The sequence below is a fragment of the Flavobacterium sp. IB48 genome (assembly GCF_016405855.1).
In the GTDB taxonomy this organism is placed as follows: Bacteria; Bacteroidota; Bacteroidia; order Flavobacteriales; family Flavobacteriaceae; genus Flavobacterium; species Flavobacterium ginsengisoli.
The window spans coordinates 170,130-191,582 of sequence record NZ_JAEFCA010000003.1 but is presented as its reverse complement, the minus strand read 5'-3'; the positions used below and the strand labels follow the sequence as shown (position 1 = coordinate 191,582).

The window sequence follows — 21,453 nt, the reverse complement described above, 5'->3', positions numbered from 1 at the left end:
AAATTTAATTGGTAAAAATATAATTGATAATGTTGGCGCCCATTTTTAGCGCTTTGTCTCTTACGTTTGCAGGATCGTTATGAACTTCAGGATCTTCCCAACCATCACCCAAATCGCATTCGTAAGTATAAAGTAAAACAAGTTTGTTATCAATAAAAATTCCGAATGCCTGCGGACGAGTTCCGTCATGTTCGTGAATTTTTGGTAATCCGTTTGGAAAAGGAAATGGTTTCTGAAAAATTGGATGATTTGCTGGAAGTTCAACTAAATTATTATTCGGAAATATTTTTTTGATTTCTTTTCTAATAAATTGATCCATTCCGTAATTGTCATCGATATGCAGAAAACCTCCAGCCGTTAGATAATTTCTTAAATTGGTTACGTCAGCATCGCTAAAAACGACATTTCCGTGACCAGTCATATGTACAAATGGATACGAAAGTAAATCTGGATTGCTTGGTTCTACAGTAGAAGGTTTGCTTTTAATACGGGTATTAATATTAGCATTGCAGAAACTGATTAAATTTGGCAATGATGTCGGATTTGCATACCAATCGCCGCCGCCGCTATATTTAAGCAAAGCAATTTCTTGCGAAAAAGAAGAGATTGAAAAAAGTAATAATAAGTAAAATATTTTTTTCATTTGATTTTTTAAATTATAGGGCTTTACCGTACTATTTCTCTTTCGTCGAAATGACAAAATTGTGTTTAATTAGAAACTTCATTAAAGAAAACAACACTATGACAAGCCACAACCGCCGCTGTTTCTGTTCTTAAACGCGTATTTCCTAAAGTTACAGGTTTGTAATTGTTTTCTATTGCCAATGCAATTTCCTTTTCAGAAAAATCGCCTTCTGGGCCAATTAAAATCGTAACATCTTCATTTGGTTTTAAAACCTCTTTTAGTGACTTTTTATCCGTTTCTTCGCAATGCGCAATTAATTGTAAGCCATTTTGTTTTTGTTTAATGAACTCTTTATAAGAAACAGCTTCATTTAATTTTGGAAGAAATGTTTCGTTGCATTGTTTCATTGCTGATAAAATGATTTTTTCGAAACGATCACGATTAATTACTTTTCGCTCCGAACGATCACAGAAAATAGGTGTAATTTCTTGAATGCCAATTTCAGTTGCTTTTTCTAAAAACCATTCAAAACGATCATTCATTTTAGTGGGCGCAACAGCCAAATGCAAATGAAATTTTGGCTTTTCGGCATTTTTTATAGAAAGTACTTCAACGGTACATTTATTATCTGAAGCCAGAGTAATCTGAGTTTCAAATAATAATCCAAAACCATTGGTAACATGCAGAATATCTGAATCTTTTTTTCGAAGAACTTTTATAATATGACGGCTTTCTTCTTTATCAAAAGAAAAACTTTCGGTTGTTTCGTCTATATTCGGATTAAAAAATAACTGCATGATTAAAATTCGATTCTTGCTTTAGAAACTACAGCAGAAGTTTCAAAACGATTAGACAAGTATTTTTGGTATCCTACAATTCCAATCATTGCAGCATTATCTGTTGTATATTCAAATTTTGGAATAAAAGTTTTCCAACCGTATTTGCTTTCAGTTTCTTTTAAAGTTGCTCTGATTCCAGAATTTGCCGAAACTCCTCCGCCAATAGCAATTTGAGTAATTCCAGTTTCTTTTACAGCCAATTTTATTTTATCCATCAAAATTTCGATAATGGTGTGTTGAATAGAAGCGCAAATATCATTTAGATTTTCTTCAATAAAATTTGGATTCTGCTGTTTGTTTTTTTGAATGAAATACAAAATAGCTGTTTTCAATCCTGAGAAACTAAAATCTAATCCCGGAACTTTAGGTTTTGTGAAAGGAAAGGCTTTCGGATTTCCTTCTTTCGCATATTTATCAATCAAAGGTCCACCAGGATAAGGAAGTCCAAGAATTTTTGCGCTTTTATCGAATGCTTCACCAACAGCATCATCTGTAGTTTCTCCAATGATTTCCATATCAAAGAAGCTATTCACTTTTACAATTTGAGTATGTCCACCACTGATTGTTAAGGCTAAAAATGGAAATTCTGGTTTGTCATAGCCTTCTTCATCAATAAAATGAGCTAGAATATGAGCATGCATGTGATTTACAGCAATTAGAGGCACGTTTAAGGCTAACGATAATGATTTACTGAAAGAAGTTCCCACCAATAGAGAGCCCATCAATCCTGGCCCTTGCGTAAATGCGATTGCGCTTAGCTGTTCTTTTTGTACATTTGCTTTGCGAAGTGCGGCATCTATCACTGGAACAATATTCTGCTGATGCGCGCGTGAGGCCAATTCTGGAACTACGCCTCCATATTGGTTGTGAATTAATTGATTGGCTACAACATTTGACAATACTTTGTCGTTATGTAAAACCGCGGCAGCAGTATCATCGCATGAACTTTCGATGGCTAGAATAAAAACCTCTGGATTTTGCATATAAAGGCACAAATTTTGAATTATATTTGACAAATCAAATTATTAAATTTCTTTGATTTAAGCAGTGCCCCAAAATTAAAGAATTTTTATCAAAAACAGCCGTTCTTTGTCTGTTCAAAATAAATTTAAAAGAAACTAAAATTAAAGAAGCTATCAAAAAAGTAAAGAAAATAATATCACGAACCCTAATTGGGTTGATTTTACTTTTGTTAGCGCTTGCTATCATACTATCTCTTCCTGTCGTTCAGACTCAGATTGCCAATTACGTTACCAACCGATTAAACGAAGATTACAAGGTTAATATTAATGTCGAAAAAACGGCAATCAACATTTTTGGCGGAGTAAAATTGAAAAAAGTAACGATTTTAGATCATCATAAAAAAACGATGATTTATTCGGATATTATTACTACCGATATTGCGAGTTTCAGCAGACTGTTAGATGGAGATTTGATTTTTGGAGATTTGCGTTTGACAGGCCTAATTTTTAATCTGAAAACTTATAAAGGCGAAGACGAAAACAATATCAATAAGTTTATACAAGCTTTTGAAGTTGAAGATACGCCTAAGAAAAAATCAACAAAACATTTTTTGCTGACGGCTAAAAATGGTTATATAGAAAAAGGAAGATTTTCTGTTATTGATGAAAATAAAACGACTCCAAAGTTTCTAGATTTTACAAAATTAAACGCTTATATCAGCGAGTTTAAATTGTATGGGCCAGATGTAAATACAAACATTCACCGATTTTCGTTTATGGATCACCGTGGTTTGTATGTTTCTAATTTTGCGGGGAAATTTAGTTATACCAAAAAACAGATTATAGTCGAAAATCTGGCTATTAAAACCAAAAGATCTTCAATTTACGGCGTGGCAATTCTAAATTACAAGCCTTCAGATTTTCTGGATTTTACAGATAAAGTTCGATTTGATGTGTTGATAGATTCTTCTTCTATTGCAACAAACGATATTCGTCATTTTTACGATGGTTTAGGCAAAAACCAGCATTTTAAGCTAAAAACAAAACTAGACGGTCCGCTTAATAACATGCTGCTAACAAGGCTAAGATTAAGTGATACAAATGGATCAAAAATTAACGGAACAATTAATTTTAGAAATCTTTTAGGCAGTAAAGAACAGAAGTTTTCTATGGATGGAAAATTTGACAAGTTGCTTTCTAGCTATGATGATCTCGTGGTGCTGCTTCCTGAGGTTTTAGGAAAAAGGCTTCCGAAAGAAATGAAAAAAATCGGTAAGTTTAATATTGTTGGAAAAGCAAAAGTTTCGACTACAGCCTTAGAAACAGATTTTAAAATGGCAACCGATCTTGGAAATGGACAAGTCGATCTTCATATGAATAATATGGATTTTATTGATAAAGCTTCCTATTCTGGAAATATCATTTTGACAAACTTTGATGTTGGTGCTGTTTTAAGTCGAAAAGATATTGGCAGAACTACTTTGAATCTAGATGTGGATGGAGTTGGTTTTACTGAAAAATATTTGAATACTGTTATAAAAGGAGACATTTCGAAATTAGATTACAATAAATACACCTATAATAATATAGTAGTAAACGGAAATTTTAAGCTTCCTTATTATAAAGGGCAAATTGCTATTAATGATCCTAACTTGAATTTAAGTTTTGATGGTTTGCTAGATTTGAGTAAAAAAGAAAATCGTTATGATTTCCATATCAATGTCGAAAATTCGGATTTGCGAAAACTTAAATTTGTTGGCGATTCGATTTCTCATTTTAAAGGGGATGTTGTCGTTCAGCTATCTGGAAATTCTATTGAAAATCTGCAGGGTGATATTTTTATTAATGATGCAGAATATCAAAATCCAAAATCGACTTATGTTTTTGATCAAGTAAATCTGAATTCAAGTTTTGATGCTGATCGTTTGAGAACGATTACCATCAGTTCAAATGATGTTGTTGACGGAAAAATTGTGGGTAAATTTAGATTTGATCAATTGAATAAATTGATCATGAATTCAGTTGGTAGTTTGTACACCAATTATAAACCTTACAAAGTTAAAAAAGGACAGTTTTTAAATTTCAATTTCCGTGTTTATGATAAAGTGGTCGAAATGCTTTATCCAGAAATTAATATTGATTCGTCTACAGTTGTTAGAGGGAAAATAGATTCTGATTTACAAGAGTTTAAATTCCGTTTCAGATCTAAAAAAATCACGGCTGATAAAAATACATTTGATAACATCCGTATTAATATTGACAATAAGAATCCGCTTTATAATGCTTATGTTGAGTTAGACAGTATAAAAACACCTTATTATAAAATACGAGATTTTAATTTGATTAATGTTACCGCAAATGATACTCTTTATGTGCGTTCGGAGTTTAAAGGAGGAAATGAAGGTGAGGATTACTTTAATCTAGATTTGTATCATACCATTGATAAGAATAAAAATAATATTATCGGAATCAAGAAATCTGAAATGAAGTTTAAAGACTATCTGTGGTACTTAAATGAAAATGCTGAAAAAGATAATCAGATTATAGTTGATCAGTACTTTAAAAATTTCTCATTTGATAATATTGTTTTATCTCACGAAAACCAAAAAATTGATCTAAACGGAGTTATAAAAGGCACCGATTATAAAGATCTGGTCCTCACTTTTGAAGATGTTGATATTAATAAAATTACACCGGTAAATTCCAAATTTGTATTTGATGGTAATTTGAATGGAAATGTGAACTATAAGCAGAATAAAAATGTTTATCAGCCCACGGCATCCATTAAAATTGACCATCTTGTGATGAATAAGACGGAATTGGGTACGCTTAATTTTGATATTTCGGGAGATGAGAATTTTAAGAAATTCACAGTTAATTCATCGATCCAAAATGGCTTTACCGAATCGTTTCGAGCCAACGGAACTTTTGCTATTGAGAATAAAGAAACAATCATGGATATGAGCTTGAAGCTGGAAGGTTTCAATTTGGCTACATTAGGAACTATAGGAGGTGATGTTATCTCTAATGTTAGAGGTTCTGTTTCTGGAAACGCGGCTGTTATTGGAAATTTGAAAAAACCTGAAATCAATGGACGTTTGTATGTTGAGAAAGCAGGAATGACAATTCCGTATCTAAATACTGATTATGAACTGAGTGATCGAACCGTAATTGATTTAACTAACGAAAAATTCTTGTTTAGAAATAATCAGTTGACTGATACTAAATATGGGACAAAGGGTTTGCTGAACGGAAGTATCGAGCATAATAATTTTGGTGATTGGAAATTAGATTTAAATGTTACTTCTAAACGATTAGTTGCATTGGACACAAAGGACAGTGAAGATGCTGCATATTTTGGAACAGCCTTTATAAATGGATCTGCTAGTATAAAAGGTCCTGTTGAAGCTCTTTTTATTAAAGTAGATGCAAAATCTGAAAAAGGTACTGAGGTTAAGATTCCAATCAATAACACGCAAAGTGTTGGAGAAAGTAGCTGGATTCATTTTGTGACGCCAAAAGAGAAGTACAATCTAGCTAATGGAATTGTTGAGAAAACAAGAGATTATAACGGACTTGAACTGGAATTTGATTTTGATATTACACCAGATGCCGAAGTAGAAGTTATTCTAGATCGAAATTCTGGTCATGGTATGAAAGGAAAAGGATACGGATCGCTTTTGTTTAAAATTAATACATTGGGTAAATTCAATATGTGGGGAGATTTCCAGGCATATGAAGGAACTTATAACTTTAAATATGGCGGACTTATCGATAAAAAGTTTACGGTTAAAAAAGGTGGTTCGATTATTTGGGAAGGAAACCCGATGCGTGCTCAGTTAAATTTGGAAGCAGTTTACAAAACCCAAGCCAATCCGGCAGTACTTTTAGATAATACTTCTTCATTTAATAAAAAAGTTCCTGTAGAGGTCGTTATCGGATTGAGAGGAGATTTGGCGAGTCCAGAACCAAATTTTGATATTCAATTCCCTTCTGTGAGTAATGTTTTAAAATCGGAAATACAATATAAGCTTGATGACAAAGATATTCGCCAGACGCAGGCACTCTATCTGCTGTCGACAGGTTCGTTTATGAGTACTGACGGATTTAGTCAGGGAGATTTCTCTGGAACATTAACAGAAACGGCTTCAAGTTTATTAGGAGGGATTATCAAATCAGATAATGATAAAGTAAATATTGACTTAAATTATATCGCTGCAGATAGAAGGACAGGGCAGGAGGTTGATGGTCAGTTTGTGGCCAATATATCGTCTCAGGTAAATGAACGAATTACGATTAATGGTAAATTGGGAGTTCCTGTTGGTGGTGTAAATGAATCTGCAATTGTTGGAGATATTGAGATTTTATATCGTGTAAATGAAGATGGAACAATGAATCTCCGTTTATTCAATAAGGAAAATGATATTAATTACATAGGACAAGGAATTGGTTATACACAAGGAGTCGGTATTTCTTATGAAGTAGATTTTGATACCTTTAGCGAGCTTGTAAATAAGTTATTTAAAAGCCATAAAATAGAAAAAGCTGTAAAAGGTTCTTCTGCCGATCAAATGCAGGATTCTTATCTAAATCCGGATTACATGAATTTTACAAGTAAAAAAGATTCGGAAAAGAATAAGAAGAAAGCAAAAGAAGATGAGGAGAAAAGAAAGAAAGAAGAAGAAAAGAAGAAAAAAGAACAGCAGGCACCAACTAATAATCAAGGATTGATTCCAGATAACGATTATTAACACTTTGTTAAAAATCGGCATTTATAAAACCATTATTCTCATAATGGTTTTTTTTGTGCTAAATTTAGGCACTCTAATAAAATTTTCCATGTGAGCAGGAAATTCTGATTTTTATAACACTTCATCAGGGTATTGTTAATTTTGACGATTTAATTAAAAAAATAGCGTTTTATTATTTTTAATGAAATTTTTTCCTAGAAAAAACTTATTAACGAAAACGTTTGAATTTAACAGATTTTATTAATTTATGATAATCGTAACCCGAAAAGTGCTGAATGTTTGCTAATTTTACACTTTAATACTTAAATAATGCCAAAAACAATAAAAAAAGTAGGTGTTCTTACCTCAGGAGGAGATTCACCTGGAATGAATGCTGCAATACGATCAGTTGTTCGAACTTGCGCATACCATAATATAGAATGCATCGGAATTTATAGAGGGTATCAAGGAATGATTGAAGGAGACTTCAAGGAGATGGGACCACGTAGCGTAAATAATATTGTAAACAAAGGTGGAACGATCTTGAAATCGGCTCGTTCAGTTGAGTTTAGAACCCCTGAAGGTAGAAAAAAAGCACACGACAACCTTGTTAAGGCAGGTGTTGATGCTTTGGTTGTTATTGGTGGTGATGGTAGTTTTACTGGAGGATTAATTTTTAATTCAGAATTTGATTTCCCAGTTATGGGAATTCCAGGTACAATCGATAATGATATTTATGGTACAAGTTTTACTTTAGGGTATGATACTGCTTTAAATACTGTTGTAGACTGTATTGATAAAATTAGAGACACTGCAAGTTCTCATAACCGTCTTTTCTTTGTAGAGGTTATGGGTAGAGATGCAGGTCATATTGCTCTTAATGCAGGTATTGGTGCAGGAGCAGAAGAAATTCTTATTCCTGAAGAAGATCTAGGTTTAGATCGTCTTTTAGATTCGCTTCAAAAAAGTAAAGCGTCAGGAAAATCATCTAGTATTGTTGTAATTGCTGAAGGAGATAAAATTGGTAAAAACGTATTCGAATTAAAAGATTATGTTGAAGCTAATTTGCCAGAATACGATGTGCGTGTTTCGGTGTTAGGACACATGCAACGTGGTGGTTCTCCATCTTGTTTTGACCGTGTTTTAGCAAGCCGTTTAGGAGTTAAAGCTGTAGAATCTTTAATTGAAGGAAAATCGAACTATATGGTTGGACTTCGTGAAGATAAAGTAATCTTAACACCACTTGAGCAAGCTATTAAAGGTAAATCAGAAATTGATAGAGAATTGTTAAGAGTGTCTGACATCATGTCGACATAACCAATATAAAGTTTAAAAAAGAAAGAGAAGTTTATTGTGAGGAAATTAGACTTTGAATTAGTGTAATAAAAACAAAAGCAAAAATTTAGTAAAATGTCAAAAGTAAAATTAGGAATAAACGGATTTGGACGTATCGGAAGAATCGTTTTTAGAGAGTCTTTCAATAGAGATAATGTAGAAGTTGTTGCAATCAATGACTTGTTAGACGTAGATCACTTAGCTTATTTATTAAAATATGATTCAGTTCACGGTCGTTTCAACGGAACTGTAGAAGTTAAAGAAGGAAAATTATATGTAAACGGAAGAAACATCCGTATCACTGCAGAAAGAAATCCTGCTGATTTAAAATGGAACGAAGTTGATGTAGATGTAGTAGCTGAATGTACTGGTATCTTCACAACTATCGAAACTGCAAGTGAGCACTTAAAAGGTGGTGCTAAGAAAGTTATCATTTCTGCTCCTTCTGCTGATGCTCCAATGTTTGTAATGGGAGTTAACCACGAAACTGCAAAAGCTTCTGATTTAGTTGTTTCTAACGCTTCTTGTACTACAAACTGTTTAGCTCCTTTAGCTAAAGTTATCCACGATAATTTCGAAATCGTTGAAGGTTTAATGACTACTGTTCACGCAACTACTTCAACTCAAATGACAGCTGACGGACCTTCTAGAAAAGACTGGAGAGGTGGACGTGCTGCTGCAATCAACATCATTCCTTCTTCAACAGGTGCTGCAAAAGCGGTTGGAAAAGTTATCCCATCTTTGAATGGAAAATTAACTGGAATGTCTTTCCGTGTTCCTACTGCTGACGTTTCTGTAGTAGATTTAACTGTAAAAGTTGCTAAAGAAACAACTTACGAAGAAATCTTAGCTGTATTGAAAAAAGCTTCAGAAAACGAAATGAAAGGTATTTTAGGATATACTGAAGATGCAGTTGTTTCTCAAGACTTTATTTCTGATAAAAGAACTTCAATCGTTGATGCTGGTGCAGGAATTGGTTTGAACTCAACTTTCTTCAAATTAGTATCTTGGTATGACAATGAGTACGGATACTCAAGCAAATTAATTGATTTATCTGTACATATTGCAGGTTTAAAATAATAATATATATTTTTGCAAAATCCCGTTACTTATAATAACGGGATTTTCTTATTTTGTTACCTCTATAATTAATGTAAAAAACACACTTTTAAATTAAAAATAGAAAACCTAATTCCAAAAACTAAACAAATGAAATTAATAGTTGATAGTGGATCTACTAAAGCCGATTGGATTGCGATAGATGATAATGGAAAAGTATTATTCACAACACAAACTTTAGGATTAAATCCTGAAATTCTAGACGAGCCAGAAATCATTGAAAGATTAAATGACCGTTTTGATATCTTACAAAACAAAAAAAATGCTACACATTTATTCTTTTATGGTGCCGGATGTGGTACTGATAGAATGAAAGAGTGGTTAAAAAGAATTTTCCAAGAGTATTTTTCTAACGCAATTGTAGACGTTCAAGAAGATACTTATGCGGCAGTATATGCAACAACTCCAAAAGGACAAGAAGCTATAGTTTCGATCTTAGGAACAGGTTCTAATTGCAGTTACTTTGATGGAAAAGTGTTGCATCAAAAAGTACAATCATTAGGTTACATCGTAATGGATGATTGTAGCGGTAACGTTTTTGGAAAAGAATTAATTAGAAAATACTATTTTAATAAAATGCCTAAAGAATTGGCTGTTGAACTTGAAAAAGAGTACGACGTTGATCCAGATTTTATTAAAAACAAATTATATAAAGAGCCAAATCCTAATGCTTATTTAGCTACTTATGCTAAATTCTTAATTAAGCATAAAGATACTGAGTTCTGCAGAAAAATCATTTTCAAAGGAATGAAGTCTTTTGTTAAAAATTACATCAAACAATTCGATAACTGCAAAGAAGTTCCAGTACATTTTGTTGGTTCTATTGCATTTTATTTGAAAGATGAATTGCAAGAGACATTTAATAAATATGAACTTCAATTAGGGAATGTTTTAAGAAGACCTATTGATGGATTAATTGCTTACCATGTCGCTAATCAATAGTTCTGGTTTTATGGAAATTGCCATTATTGCTCATGATGGAAAAAAAGCAGATTTAATTGATTTCTTAATCAAAAATGAAGCTGTTTTGCACAATGAAAAAATAAGGCTTATTGGTACTGGTACTACTGGAGGAAAAGCAGAAGCTGCTGGATTTAAAACTCAGAGAATGCTTTCTGGACCTCTTGGAGGCGATGCGCAAATTGCAGGAAGAGTTGCGGAAGGAATTACGCAGATGGTTTTCTTTTTTAAAGATCCCTTGTCAAGTCATCCGCATGAAGCAGATATTAACATGCTAATTCGCGTTTGCGATGTGCATAATGTGCCGCTGGCAACCAATGAAGCAACGGCACAATTATTATTAGATGCTATTGCACAGCAATTATAGAAATTTCTACATTAACATTTTTTGGCAAACATGCCACTTGAACCGTTTCACGAGCTGGAGCGGTTTTTTCGTTAAAATAAGATCCGTAAACGGTATTTATTGCTCCAAAGTTGTTCATGTCCATAATGAAGATTGTTGACTTTACAACGTTCTCAAAAGTCATATTTGCAGCTTCAAGAATAGCAGCAATGTTTTTCATCACTTGATCGGTCTCGTCGTTAATATTGTCTGTAATCAATTCTCCCGACTCAGGATTGATTGCAATTTGTCCAGAGGCATAAAGTGTGTTTCCAGACAATACGGCTTGATTATACGGTCCGATTGGAGCCGGAGCTTTCTCGGTAAAGATGATTTTTTTCATAATGAAATTTATTTTGATTCGAAAGTAGTTTATCTGTTAGAAACGCTTCGTTTGTTCCATTTGATATCGCTAAGCATACCAGATTTAATTCCGATGAAGAAGTTCCAGTTAGAATTCGTTCCTAATGGTTGCCAGTTAAAGGCCATTCTCCAACTTAATAAATCTCTTTCAAAACGGAATTGTGTAAAGGTAACTCCTTTTTGTACAAAGTCATAACCTGTAGAAACACCGGCTTTCCATTTAGGAGTAAGATCGGTATTGACAGAAATCATAATCGAATTACCAGAAATAGTGCTTTCTCGCTTTACGTTTGAATACGTTAACGAATAGGCAAGTGTCATGTCCCAAGGGACTTTAGAATTGAAGAATTCTGTAATTACATCATCTTTTTCAGGCTCGTTAGCAAATTGGCTGTTACGGCTGTCATTTAAGTCGGTATTTGTACCAAACAAGTCATCGCTTCGTCCTCCATTCCGCTGACTCTGGGTGTTCTTTTCTTTCTCTTTTCCAGTTCCTTTATTGGAGAATGAGTAGTTTACAGTTACGTTTGCACTAGTCATTCTAAATAAACTTCCTCCATTGTCAATATTGAATTTGTCAATTTTGTTTCCTCCATTATCAATTGCATATGGGTCTAATGTGGCTCCAAAGTTCATATTCATTTTATTGTCAAAAAACTGTGTTCCACCACTAACCAAAACAGGTTGCCAGCCAAAAGTAGATTTGCCGTCAGCATTAAAATTGTAACTTGTGCTAAAGTTTAAGTTGTTTAACAACATTATTTTTTTAGGCTCTGTTTTTGTGCTGTCTCGGTCTCTTACTTTGGCTTCAAAAGTATTGCTTAAGGCAAAACCAACAATATTAGAGTTGTCTTTTCCAGGTGCTCCAAATAATCCGTTTTCAAATCTAGTATATTCAGAAGTAATTCTTCCAGAAGCATCGACTCCATAAGTGTCGTAGTATCTTTCAAAACTTGGCGTATAAGCATAAGTTATACTTGGACGCATTACGTGTCTAATTGACTGAATTCTTTTGTCGTCTCCGAAGTTAAAAGTTCCGTAGATAGTTGTTCCTAAATTGGTGCTGAAATTATAAGTTCTATAAGAGTCAAAACCGTTTATAGATTTATTAACTGTTTGTCCTGCAGTAGGATCGTACTCTTTTTGGATTGTTTTGTTAACCCATGTTTCTTGATAGGTTGTAGACGCTCCAGCACTAAAATATTTGAAAATCTTAAAGTTAGTGCTCAACGGAATAGTCTGTTGTAATCCTAATTGCGCATCGTCAAACATCTGCGGTTTAAAAAACAAAGAATCTTTTGTTTTAAAGTAGTTTTTACCGCTTACATTATATTGTAAGTTGATGTTTTTGATTAATCCTTTCTTTACACCATCTTTTCCAACAAAAGGATAGACACGATCGATACTTCCTTGTAAGGATGGAAGAGTCATAATAATGTCTTCTGTTTGCGTATTCTGGCTATGTGTTGCAGATAACGAAATACGTGAGCCAGGAATGGTGTTGAAAGTTTTGTTATATGAAATAGATGAACTTAATGTGTTATTTAAGTTTGATCCAATATTTGCTTGGTTGATCGACTGTTTGAAATACTTACTACTACCCATGTTGACAGAAGCAGAAAAAGTAGAATTCGGATTTGATTTTGTGTCTTTAGAATGCGACCACTGTATATTGTAAATACTTTGTTTTGAATAATCAGGATACCCGCGCTCACTGCTAATTAAATTCTCAAAACGGATATTGACATTTCCTCGGTACTTATATCGAGTAGCATATGCAGATTCAAAACGCATGGCGTAACTTCCGTTGGTGTAATAATCTCCAAGTACAGTTAAGTCATAATTGTCGCTTAACGCAAAGTAGTAACCTCCATTCTGCAATGAAAATCCACGTGTGTTAGAATCGTTATAACTCGGAATAATAATACCAGAGACGCTTTTTTCTTTGCTTAAAGGGAAAAAACCATAAGGTAATGCAAGTGGTGTAGGAACATCAGCAATTACCATTTGTGTTAAACCGGCAACAATTTTTTTGCCTGGTACAAATTTAATTCTGCTAGTTTTGAAATAATACTCAGGATTATCGATATCTTGAGCAGTTGTAATAATTGCTCCTTTTAAGAAGTATACGGAGTCATTCTCTTTTTTGGTAACAGAAGCTTTAATGTTTAATTCTCCTTGTTTTGTTCTTGAGTTATAAATTAAAGCTTTTTTAGTTTTAAAATTAAAACGGATCGAATCTGGCTGTACCTCACTTGATCCTTGTTTGAAGTTCGGAAATTGTGTTAGTACTCCTGCAGAATCCTTAATTCTTCCTGCATAAACTTCATCTTTTTCGTAATTAAGAACAATTATACCCGATTTTAATTCGACATCTTTATAGTATAATTCTGCTTCATTATATAAAGTAATCAACTTTTTTTTCTGATCAATTTTAGCATAGTCTTTTGCTTTGTATCTTACTTTTCCATCCAAAAAAGTCTTTTTTGGTTTAACCGTATCTAGTTTTATGGTATCTGTAATTGGAGGATTTTCTTTATCTGTTTGTTTTACAGCAGGTAAAGGCTTTTTTTTGTTTTTTATTTCTTGCGAGTATAAATTACCACAACCTATAGTTAGGAAAAATGATATTAAAACGATATTAAATAAGTTTGTGTGCAAAGGTTTAAATGCTATTTTTGTAAAATTATGGCTTGTTTTTTGACATGTCAAACTTACATATAATTTTTTGGCAAAAATAATCAATTCTAAAAATTATAACAGCTGCATTTTATTAAAATTAACTTTTAGATTTATGAATAGAATTAACAAATTTAAGGTAATATTTACTTTATTTCTAATAATATCGTCCTTTTGTGCTCATAGTCAGTCAAATGTGTTTAAGGTAACACTTGATGCCGGACATGGAGATCATGACTTTGGAGCTGTTTACAGTGGACGAATTGAAAAAAATATTGCTTTAGCTATTGTTTTGAAGGTAGGAAAGATTTTAGAGCTAAATCCTAATGTTAATGTAATTTATACTCGAAAAACAGATGTTTTTATAGATTTGGTAGAGAGAGCTAATATTGCTAACAGAGCAAATTCGAATATTTTTGTGTCTATTCACTGTAATGCAAACAAAAATACAGCAGCCGACGGAACAGAAACCTATGTTATGGGTTTAAGTAAAGTAGCGTCAAACCTTGAAGCTGCAAAAAAAGAGAACTCTGTAATTACATTAGAGAAAGATTATAAACGTAAATATGAAGGTTACGATCCTAATTCTCCAGAATCTATGATTGGTATGACTTTAATGCAAGAAGAATATTTAGATAATAGTATAACGCTTGCCACCAAAATAGAGGAAAATTTTGAAAAATTGGGAAAAAAACTTCGTCATGGTGGAGTAAAACAAGCGCCTTTTATGGTACTTCATAAAGCATATATGCCAAGGGTTTTGGTTGAAACTGGTTTTGTGTCGAACCCAACAGAAGGAAATATTTTGAATTCTGAAGAAGGTCAAGATGATATTGCGAAAGCAATTGCAGAAGCAATCTTAAGTTACAAACGCGAATATTTTGGGACAGGAGCGGAAGCTACTGAGAGTCGGCCCGTAAGAGACACTACTCCTGCAAAACCTAAAACAAGTGCGCCAGTTGCAGTAGCGAAGAATAGTCCAAAAGGGACTTTTTTTAAAGTACAGCTTATTGCTAGCATCAAAAAAACACCTTTAGAACCTAAAAACTTTAAAGGATTGAAAAATGTAACGATGGTATATGAAAACAATATTTATAAATATTTCTACGAAGAAACTTCAAGTTACGAGACGGCCCAAAAATATCTGCAAGAAGCTAAAAGTAAAGGATATGGCGCTGCATTTTTAGTAGCAACTAAAGATGGTGAAAAAATCAGTATTCAGGACGCGATTAAATAATAAGCTCAAGTTCGAATATTTATATTAATTTTGTACAAACACTTAGAATTTTGAAACTAACAAGAGAAATTAAAACGGCTATTTTAGTCATCGTATCTATTTTATTATTTATCTGGGGATATAGTTTTTTAAAAGGCAGAGATCTTTTTACTAATTATACCGTATTATACGCTGAATATGATAATGTTGAAGACTTAGCACCATCAGCTCCAGTAACACTTAATGGACTTGCAATTGGTAAAGTAAGTAAAATTACAATTGATGAAGTAACTGGTAGATTATTGGTTGAACTTCAGCTTAAAACAGATTTTCCAATTTCTAAAAGCAGTACAGCAGCAATTTATTCTCCAAGTTTAATTGCAGGAAAACAAATTAAAATCATTCCAAATTTTGCTGATAAAGAATTAGCCGAAGACGGACAGAAATTAACTTCTACTGTTGAATTGGGATTGACAGAATCATTAGGAGGGAAAATAGAGCCAATTCAGCAAAAGCTTGATAAAATGCTTTTGAATATTGATAATTTGGTTACAGGATTAAACAATACTTTAGACAAGAATACTCAGGAAAATCTAAAGAAAACAATTGCTGAGTTGAGTCAGACAATGCAACAATTTCATAAAGCATCTGGTAGTCTTAACAATATCTTAGATACCAATAAAGGTCAGATAAATGGAATGGTTACAAACTTCAATAAAATGTCTGGCAACTTCAATAAGATTTCAGATTCATTAAACAAGGCAGATTTGGGTAAAACAGTTCGCAACTTGAACCAAACTTTAGCTAAAGTTGATGTTTTAATGAGTAATTTGAATTCTGGAAAAGGGACAGCAGGAAAAATACTTAACGATGAGGCATTGTATAATAACCTGACTAAAACTTCAAAAGAGCTAGAATTGTTATTGCAAGACCTTCGTCTTTATCCAACACGTTACGTAAACGTTTCTCTTTTTGGAAAGAAAAACAAACCATACGTAGCACCAACAGAAGAAACAAACTCAACTGATAAAAAATAAGTATAAATGAGTTATTTAGATAATATTTTATTCGCAGTACTTCTTATAGTAGGTTTCGGTTTTTTTGCAGCGAGCGTAAAAAAAATCATCCGAAATATTAATTTAGGAGTCGATGTAGATCGAAAAGATAATCCTAAAGCTCGTTGGAAAAACATGGCCTTGATTGCTCTTGGGCAATCAAAAATGGTGAGACGCCCTGTTGCTGGAATACTGCATATCTTTGTATATGTAGGTTTTATAATTATCAATATTGAATTACTTGAAATCATTATTGATGGACTTTTTGGAACTCATAGAGTTTTTGCACCCTATTTAGGCGTGGTTTATGACGTTTTAATTGCTTCATTTGAAATTTTGGCAATACTTGTAATTATTGCTGTAGTAACGTTTTGGATTAGAAGAAATGTAATTCGCTTAAAGCGTTTTATCAATTCAGACTTGAACGGATTTCCAAAAAGTGATGCCAATTACATTCTTTATTTTGAGACAGTTTTAATGATTCTGTTTTTATTGATGAATGCTTCAGATTTGCATTTGCAGAATGTTCCAGGTGGATATTCTCATTTTCATAAAGCAGGAAGTTACCCAATAAGCCAGTTTATTGCTCCAATTTTTAATGGTACATCTAACGAAGTTGTTGGGTTATTGTTTGAAGTTTTTTGGTGGTTGCATATTGTTGGTATTTTAGTTTTTATGAACTATTTATACTTCTCAAAGCACTTGCACATTCTTTTGGCTTTCCCGAATACGTATTTTGCAAACTTAAAACCAGAAGGGCAATTTGATAATTTAGCTTCTGTGACAAAAGAGGTGAAATTAATGATGGATCCAAATGCTGATCCGTTTGCGGCAGCTCCGGTTGATGAAAACGCGGCTCCGAGTAAATTTGGTGCAAGCGATGTTCAGGATTTAAACTGGGTTCAGTTATTAAATGCTTATACATGTACAGAGTGCGGACGTTGTACTTCGTCTTGTCCAGCAAATCAAACGGGTAAAAAATTGTCTCCACGTAAAATTATGATGGATACAAGAGATCGTTTAACAGAAGTTGGTAAAAATATCGATGCCAATAAAGGTGTATTTGTTCCAGATAATAAATCACTTCTAAACGATTATATTACTCCAGAAGAATTATGGGCTTGTACCTCTTGTAATGCTTGCGTTGAAGAATGTCCTGTAAATATTAGTCCGTTATCTATCATTATGGATATGCGTCGTTACTTGGTTATGGAACAAAGTGCTGCTCCAATGTCATTAAACGCAATGATGACTAACATTGAAAATAACGGTGCACCATGGCAATATAGCCAGCAAGACCGTTTAAATTGGAAAAACGAGAATTAAGATTTATTGTTTAATCGGTTAGTTGTTTAACCGTTTGATCGATTTTAAAATAATATTTCGGTTTTTATAGAATTGTCATGCTGCTTTTAGCAATTAAACAATTTCACGATTAACCGATTAAACAAAAGTGAGAGAAATGTCAGAAAATTTAGTAGTACCAACAATGGCAGAAATGCTTGCCGAAGGAAAACAACCAGAGGTTTTGTTTTGGGTAGGTTGCGCAGGAAGTTTTGATGATAGAGCAAAAAAAATTACTAAAGCGTTTGTACGTATTTTAAACCGTACTAATGTTTCTTTTGCAGTTTTAGGTACAGAAGAGAGTTGTACTGGAGATCCTGCAAAGAGAGCTGGAAATGAGTTTTTGTTTCAGATGCAAGCTATGATGAATATCGAGGTTTTGAATGCTTATGAAGCTAAAAAGATCGTTACAGCTTGTCCGCACTGTTTTAATACGTTAAAAAATGAATATCCAGAATTAGGAGGAAACTACGAAGTGATTCATCATACAGAATTTTTGAAATCATTAATTGATGATGGAAGATTAACTGTTGAAGGTGGAAAATTTAAAGGTAAAAAAATCACTTTTCATGATCCTTGTTACTTAGGTAGAGCAAATAAAGTTTACGAAGCGCCAAGAGATTTAATTCAGAAATTAGACGTTGAATTGGTCGAAATGAAACGTTCTAAAGCAAATGGCTTATGCTGTGGAGCAGGAGGAGCACAGATGTTTAAAGATGCTGAACCTGGAAATAAAGAAGTAAACGTTCTTCGTACAGAAGATGCATTAGAAGTAAAACCAGATATTATTGCTGCTGGTTGTCCGTTCTGTAATACGATGTTGACAGATGGTATTAAGCATCAAGAAAAAGAAGGACAGGTTAAAGTGTTGGATATTGCAGAATTAATTGCAAATGCACAGGATTTGTAGTCTGAGGTTCTAAGACTAAATCTTAAAAATCAACAATCTAAAATCTAAAATTAAAAATGTATATACCTTTTGAAAATTTACCAGGTGAATCTAGAGTCTGGATTTACCAGTCGAACAGAAAATTTTCTGAGGAAGAGTTTTCTGAAATCGAAACAGATTTAAAAGCTTTTGTAGAACAATGGGCTGCGCACGGCACAAGTCTAGAAGCTTCTTTTTTGTTAAAATACAATAGATTTATAATATTGGCAGTAAATCAAGATGCTCAAGCTGCTACAGGTTGTTCTATTGATAGTTCTGTTGAATTTATTCAAAGTTTAGAGAAAAAGTACAATGTTGATTTATTGGATAAAATGAATGTTACTTTTAAACTAGGCGAACATATTGCGCATAAACCATTAATTGATTTCAAGAAAATGGTAAAAGATAAATCGGTTTCTGAGAATACAATTGTTTTCAATAACTTGGTAAACAATATTGAAGAATTCAATGAGTCTTGGGAAGTTCCTGCAGCTGATAGCTGGCACAGCAGGTTTTTTTAAGAGTGTTTAAAATATATTTAAAAGACATGAAATTTAGATTTTGTGCCTTTTTTTTATGGTTTCAAGTTTTAGGTTTCAAGTTTAAAACCTGTTAGGTTTAGTTGTGTAAGGAACTTTGTCAAAGTTGGGTAATGCTGTTTGTGAATTAAACCCGACAGGTTTTTAAAACCTGTCGGGTTTCGTTGCTTAAAGAACTTTTGTAAGGGATGAATTATAAAGTCGGTTTGCGCATTTTTGTCATTTCGACGAAGGAGAAATCTCCGTTAGAAGCTCGACAAAGATTGGTTTTTCGTTGCGGAGCTACTTGTTGAGATTTCTCCTTCGTCGAAATGACAATGATTGTGGTTATTTTGTGTAATACTAATGTTTCTTACAATCTTGGTTTTAAACTTTGGCAAGTAGGCAAGAAAGGTTCTTATGAAAACAAAAACGTCTAATCTAGCCCCGATGGGAGCGGTATCTCCCGATTTAGAAAAACAAGGCTTTTTTAGCCGTAGTTTTTGTTGATCGGGAATTTAGCGGACAGCGGGACTAATGTTGTTTTGACCGATATTGTTCTGCTTCTAAAAAATATTTATCAACCAGAGTTAATCTAATTTTGTCAAAAATCTAACAATTTAAACGGTTAATTAAACGCTATTTTTGAGTATTTTCGTAGAATTAAATTTTATCCATGAAAATAGCAATAGTTTGTTATCCTACTTTTGGAGGTAGTGGTGTAGTAGCCACCGAGTTAGGTCTCGAGTTAGCCAGAAGAGGACACGAAATACATTTTATCACATACAGTCAGCCAGTTAGATTGGCACTTTTAAATCCGAATGTTCATTACCACGAAGTAAATGTTCCGGAATATCCATTGTTTCATTATCAGCCTTATGAATTAGCGTTATCGAGCAAATTGGTCGATATGGTTAAGTTGTACAAAATAGAACTTTTGCATGTGCATTATGCTATTCCTCATGCTTATGCGGGTTATATGGCAAAACAAATGCTGAAAAACGAAGGAATTAATCTTCCGATGATTACAACGCTTCACGGAACAGATATTACACTTGTTGGAAATCATCCATTTTATAAACCAGCGGTAACATTTAGCATCAATAAATCAGATTATGTGACTTCGGTTTCTCAGAGTTTGAAAGATGATACTTTGAAATTATTTAAAATCAAGAATAAAATCAAAGTGATTCCGAATTTTATCGAATTAGATAAAGTTAAAAAAGACCCAAGTGCACCTTGTCATCGTTATGTAATGGCAAATGAGAATGAACGCATTATTACTCATATTAGTAATTTTAGAAAGGTTAAACGCATTCCAGATATTATTAAGATTTTCTATAATATTCAGAAAGAAATTCCGGCTAAATTAATGATGGTTGGTGATGGACCTGAAAAAGAAAAAGCTGAAATTCTATGTCAAGAATTGGGAATTTTAGATAAAGTGATTTTCTTTGGAAATAGCCACGAAATTGATAAAATCTTATGCATGACTGATTTGTTTTTACTGCCTTCAGAAACTGAAAGTTTTGGTTTGGCAGCATTGGAAGCAATGGCATGCGGTGTTCCTGTGATTTCTAGTAATTCTGGAGGTTTGCCTGAGGTTAATTTTGATGGTTTTTCGGGGTATTTAAGCAATGTTGGAAATGTTGAAGAAATGGCCGAAAACGCGTTAAAAATTTTAAAAGACGATGCGGTCTTGAGTCAGTTTAAAGCAAATGCTCTTGAAGTAGCAAGAAAATTTGACATCAAAAATATTCTGCCTAAATATGAGGCTTTATATCAAAAAGCAATTGATGATTACAAGTATGAAAAGCACTAATTTAAAAGGATAAAATGAAAAAAGTAATTTCTGTTTTAGCGATTTTTATTTTGATTTCGTGTGGAGTAAAAAAAGTGGAAAGTTCAAATGCAGCATTGTATGAAGTTTTGACAAAGCAATCGGACGGCGGTGGAAATATTAAATTCTTCGAAATTTTGACCGAGCCCAATGAAATTAAAATGCTTGAAAATGATCCAAATTTGGCTCATAAGATGAAAGATCCAGATGTTCAAGATTACAACTATGTAATTTTGAATATGGGTGAAAAAAATACAAGCGGTTATTCTATTGATGTTGAGAAAGTAGAAGAAACAGATAAGAATATCATTATTACGGTAAAAGAAAATAGTCCGGCAAAAGATGCAATGACGATGCAGGTTATTTCATATCCTTATACAGTGGTGAAAATTCATTCTAAGAAAGAAATTATTATTAAATAAAATTAAATTAAACTTGGCTTCGACTCCGCTCAGCCTGACATTGATTGTTTTTAGAAAGCGATTTCAAAGTTTGTCAGGCTGAGCGGAGTCGAAGCTTTTTTTTAAATTTCTTTTAAAACCATAAAAAAAAACC

The 21,453-nt window shown here is 33.1% G+C and carries 17 protein-coding genes; 12 read left to right on the top strand and 5 right to left on the bottom strand.

What is annotated here, in order from left to right; genetic code table 11:
* Nucleotides 1-4: 4 nt before the first annotated feature.
* The 3 genes from JC605_RS11495 to tsaD form a co-directional block, all read right to left on the bottom strand.
* A complete protein-coding gene (locus tag JC605_RS11495; protein ID WP_198856323.1) occupies nt 5-643 on the bottom strand; it encodes a DUF4159 domain-containing protein in 639 nt (212 codons plus the stop codon).
* A 65-nt stretch (nt 644-708) separates the two neighbouring features.
* The gene (locus JC605_RS11490) at nt 709-1,422 is read right to left on the bottom strand and encodes a 16S rRNA (uracil(1498)-N(3))-methyltransferase (RefSeq protein WP_198856322.1); all 714 of its coding nucleotides are present in this window, start codon (nt 1,420-1,422) and stop codon (nt 709-711) included.
* A gap of 2 nt (nt 1,423-1,424) precedes the next feature.
* Nucleotides 1,425-2,447, bottom strand: a complete 1,023-nt coding sequence (tsaD, locus tag JC605_RS11485) for a tRNA (adenosine(37)-N6)-threonylcarbamoyltransferase complex transferase subunit TsaD (RefSeq protein ID WP_198856321.1) — start codon at nt 2,445-2,447, stop codon at nt 1,425-1,427.
* A gap of 194 nt (nt 2,448-2,641) precedes the next feature.
* Here tsaD and JC605_RS11480 point away from each other — a divergent pair, with 194 nt between their 5' ends.
* The 5 genes from JC605_RS11480 (at nt 2,642) to JC605_RS11460 (ending at nt 10,937) form a co-directional block, all read left to right on the top strand.
* Nucleotides 2,642-7,177 carry a translocation/assembly module TamB domain-containing protein gene (locus JC605_RS11480; RefSeq protein ID WP_198856320.1) on the top strand — a complete coding sequence of 1,512 codons (4,536 nt, stop codon included), beginning with the start codon at nt 2,642-2,644 and terminating at the stop codon, nt 7,175-7,177.
* A gap of 309 nt (nt 7,178-7,486) precedes the next feature.
* Nucleotides 7,487-8,473, top strand: coding sequence for a 6-phosphofructokinase (gene pfkA / locus JC605_RS11475; protein WP_198856319.1), 987 nt, complete (start codon nt 7,487-7,489; stop codon nt 8,471-8,473).
* Nucleotides 8,474-8,566: 93 nt separating this feature from the next.
* Complete coding sequence (gene gap, locus JC605_RS11470; protein ID WP_012026555.1) at nt 8,567-9,571, top strand: type I glyceraldehyde-3-phosphate dehydrogenase; 1,005 nt, start codon at nt 8,567-8,569, stop codon at nt 9,569-9,571.
* Nucleotides 9,572-9,700: 129 nt separating this feature from the next.
* The gene (locus tag JC605_RS11465) at nt 9,701-10,552 is read left to right on the top strand and encodes an N-acetylglucosamine kinase (protein WP_198856318.1); all 852 of its coding nucleotides are present in this window, start codon (nt 9,701-9,703) and stop codon (nt 10,550-10,552) included.
* 10 nt (nt 10,553-10,562) lie between these two features.
* Nucleotides 10,563-10,937 (top strand): methylglyoxal synthase, encoded by a 375-nt coding sequence (locus JC605_RS11460; protein WP_044048067.1) that lies wholly within the window; start codon nt 10,563-10,565, stop codon nt 10,935-10,937.
* On the opposite strand, the gene JC605_RS11455 is transcribed toward JC605_RS11460, so the two are convergent.
* Entirely contained in the window at nt 10,918-11,298 is a 381-nt protein-coding gene (locus JC605_RS11455) for a RidA family protein (RefSeq protein ID WP_198856317.1), read from the bottom strand. The two genes, JC605_RS11460 and JC605_RS11455, sit on opposite strands and share 20 nt — an antisense overlap.
* A gap of 29 nt (nt 11,299-11,327) precedes the next feature.
* Entirely contained in the window at nt 11,328-14,030 is a 2,703-nt protein-coding gene (locus tag JC605_RS11450) for a putative LPS assembly protein LptD (RefSeq protein ID WP_198856316.1), read from the bottom strand.
* Nucleotides 14,031-14,112: 82 nt separating this feature from the next.
* Between JC605_RS11450 and JC605_RS11445 the strand changes: the two genes are divergently transcribed.
* The 7 genes from JC605_RS11445 (at nt 14,113) to JC605_RS11415 (ending at nt 21,320) form a co-directional block, all read left to right on the top strand.
* Nucleotides 14,113-15,234 carry an N-acetylmuramoyl-L-alanine amidase gene (locus tag JC605_RS11445; RefSeq protein WP_198856315.1) on the top strand — a complete coding sequence of 374 codons (1,122 nt, stop codon included), beginning with the start codon at nt 14,113-14,115 and terminating at the stop codon, nt 15,232-15,234.
* A 50-nt stretch (nt 15,235-15,284) separates the two neighbouring features.
* Nucleotides 15,285-16,250 (top strand): MlaD family protein, encoded by a 966-nt coding sequence (locus JC605_RS11440; protein ID WP_198856314.1) that lies wholly within the window; start codon nt 15,285-15,287, stop codon nt 16,248-16,250.
* A gap of 6 nt (nt 16,251-16,256) precedes the next feature.
* Complete coding sequence (locus JC605_RS11435) at nt 16,257-17,594, top strand: (Fe-S)-binding protein (protein ID WP_198856313.1); 1,338 nt, start codon at nt 16,257-16,259, stop codon at nt 17,592-17,594.
* Nucleotides 17,595-17,730: 136 nt separating this feature from the next.
* Nucleotides 17,731-18,522 (top strand): (Fe-S)-binding protein, encoded by a 792-nt coding sequence (locus JC605_RS11430; RefSeq protein ID WP_198856312.1) that lies wholly within the window; start codon nt 17,731-17,733, stop codon nt 18,520-18,522.
* Between the two features lie 56 nt (nt 18,523-18,578).
* Nucleotides 18,579-19,061 carry an ABC transporter ATPase gene (locus JC605_RS11425; protein ID WP_198856311.1) on the top strand — a complete coding sequence of 161 codons (483 nt, stop codon included), beginning with the start codon at nt 18,579-18,581 and terminating at the stop codon, nt 19,059-19,061.
* Nucleotides 19,062-19,734: 673 nt separating this feature from the next.
* On the top strand, nt 19,735-20,880 hold the full coding sequence (bshA, locus tag JC605_RS11420) for an N-acetyl-alpha-D-glucosaminyl L-malate synthase BshA (protein WP_198856310.1): 1,146 nt from the start codon (nt 19,735-19,737) through the stop codon (nt 20,878-20,880).
* Nucleotides 20,881-20,894: 14 nt separating this feature from the next.
* Nucleotides 20,895-21,320, top strand: a complete 426-nt coding sequence (locus tag JC605_RS11415; protein ID WP_198856309.1) for a protease complex subunit PrcB family protein — start codon at nt 20,895-20,897, stop codon at nt 21,318-21,320.
* The last annotated feature ends 133 nt before the right edge of the window (nt 21,321-21,453 follow it).

Excerpts from the sequence above, each read along its gene's own strand:
- JC605_RS11495 (WP_198856323.1), bottom strand. The coding sequence starts at position 643 with ATGAAAAAAATATTTTACTTATTATTACTTTTTTCAATCTCTTCTTTT.
- JC605_RS11490 (WP_198856322.1), bottom strand. The coding sequence starts at position 1,422 with ATGCAGTTATTTTTTAATCCGAATATAGACGAAACAACCGAAAGTTTT.
- tsaD (WP_198856321.1), bottom strand. The coding sequence starts at position 2,447 with ATGCAAAATCCAGAGGTTTTTATTCTAGCCATCGAAAGTTCATGCGAT.
- pfkA (WP_198856319.1), top strand. The coding sequence starts at position 7,487 with ATGCCAAAAACAATAAAAAAAGTAGGTGTTCTTACCTCAGGAGGAGAT.
- gap (WP_012026555.1), top strand. The coding sequence starts at position 8,567 with ATGTCAAAAGTAAAATTAGGAATAAACGGATTTGGACGTATCGGAAGA.
- JC605_RS11465 (WP_198856318.1), top strand. The coding sequence starts at position 9,701 with ATGAAATTAATAGTTGATAGTGGATCTACTAAAGCCGATTGGATTGCG.
- JC605_RS11460 (WP_044048067.1), top strand. The coding sequence starts at position 10,563 with ATGGAAATTGCCATTATTGCTCATGATGGAAAAAAAGCAGATTTAATT.
- JC605_RS11455 (WP_198856317.1), bottom strand. The coding sequence starts at position 11,298 with ATGAAAAAAATCATCTTTACCGAGAAAGCTCCGGCTCCAATCGGACCG.
- JC605_RS11445 (WP_198856315.1), top strand. The coding sequence starts at position 14,113 with ATGAATAGAATTAACAAATTTAAGGTAATATTTACTTTATTTCTAATA.
- JC605_RS11435 (WP_198856313.1), top strand. The coding sequence starts at position 16,257 with ATGAGTTATTTAGATAATATTTTATTCGCAGTACTTCTTATAGTAGGT.
- JC605_RS11430 (WP_198856312.1), top strand. The coding sequence starts at position 17,731 with ATGTCAGAAAATTTAGTAGTACCAACAATGGCAGAAATGCTTGCCGAA.
- JC605_RS11425 (WP_198856311.1), top strand. The coding sequence starts at position 18,579 with ATGTATATACCTTTTGAAAATTTACCAGGTGAATCTAGAGTCTGGATT.
- bshA (WP_198856310.1), top strand. The coding sequence starts at position 19,735 with ATGAAAATAGCAATAGTTTGTTATCCTACTTTTGGAGGTAGTGGTGTA.
- JC605_RS11415 (WP_198856309.1), top strand. The coding sequence starts at position 20,895 with ATGAAAAAAGTAATTTCTGTTTTAGCGATTTTTATTTTGATTTCGTGT.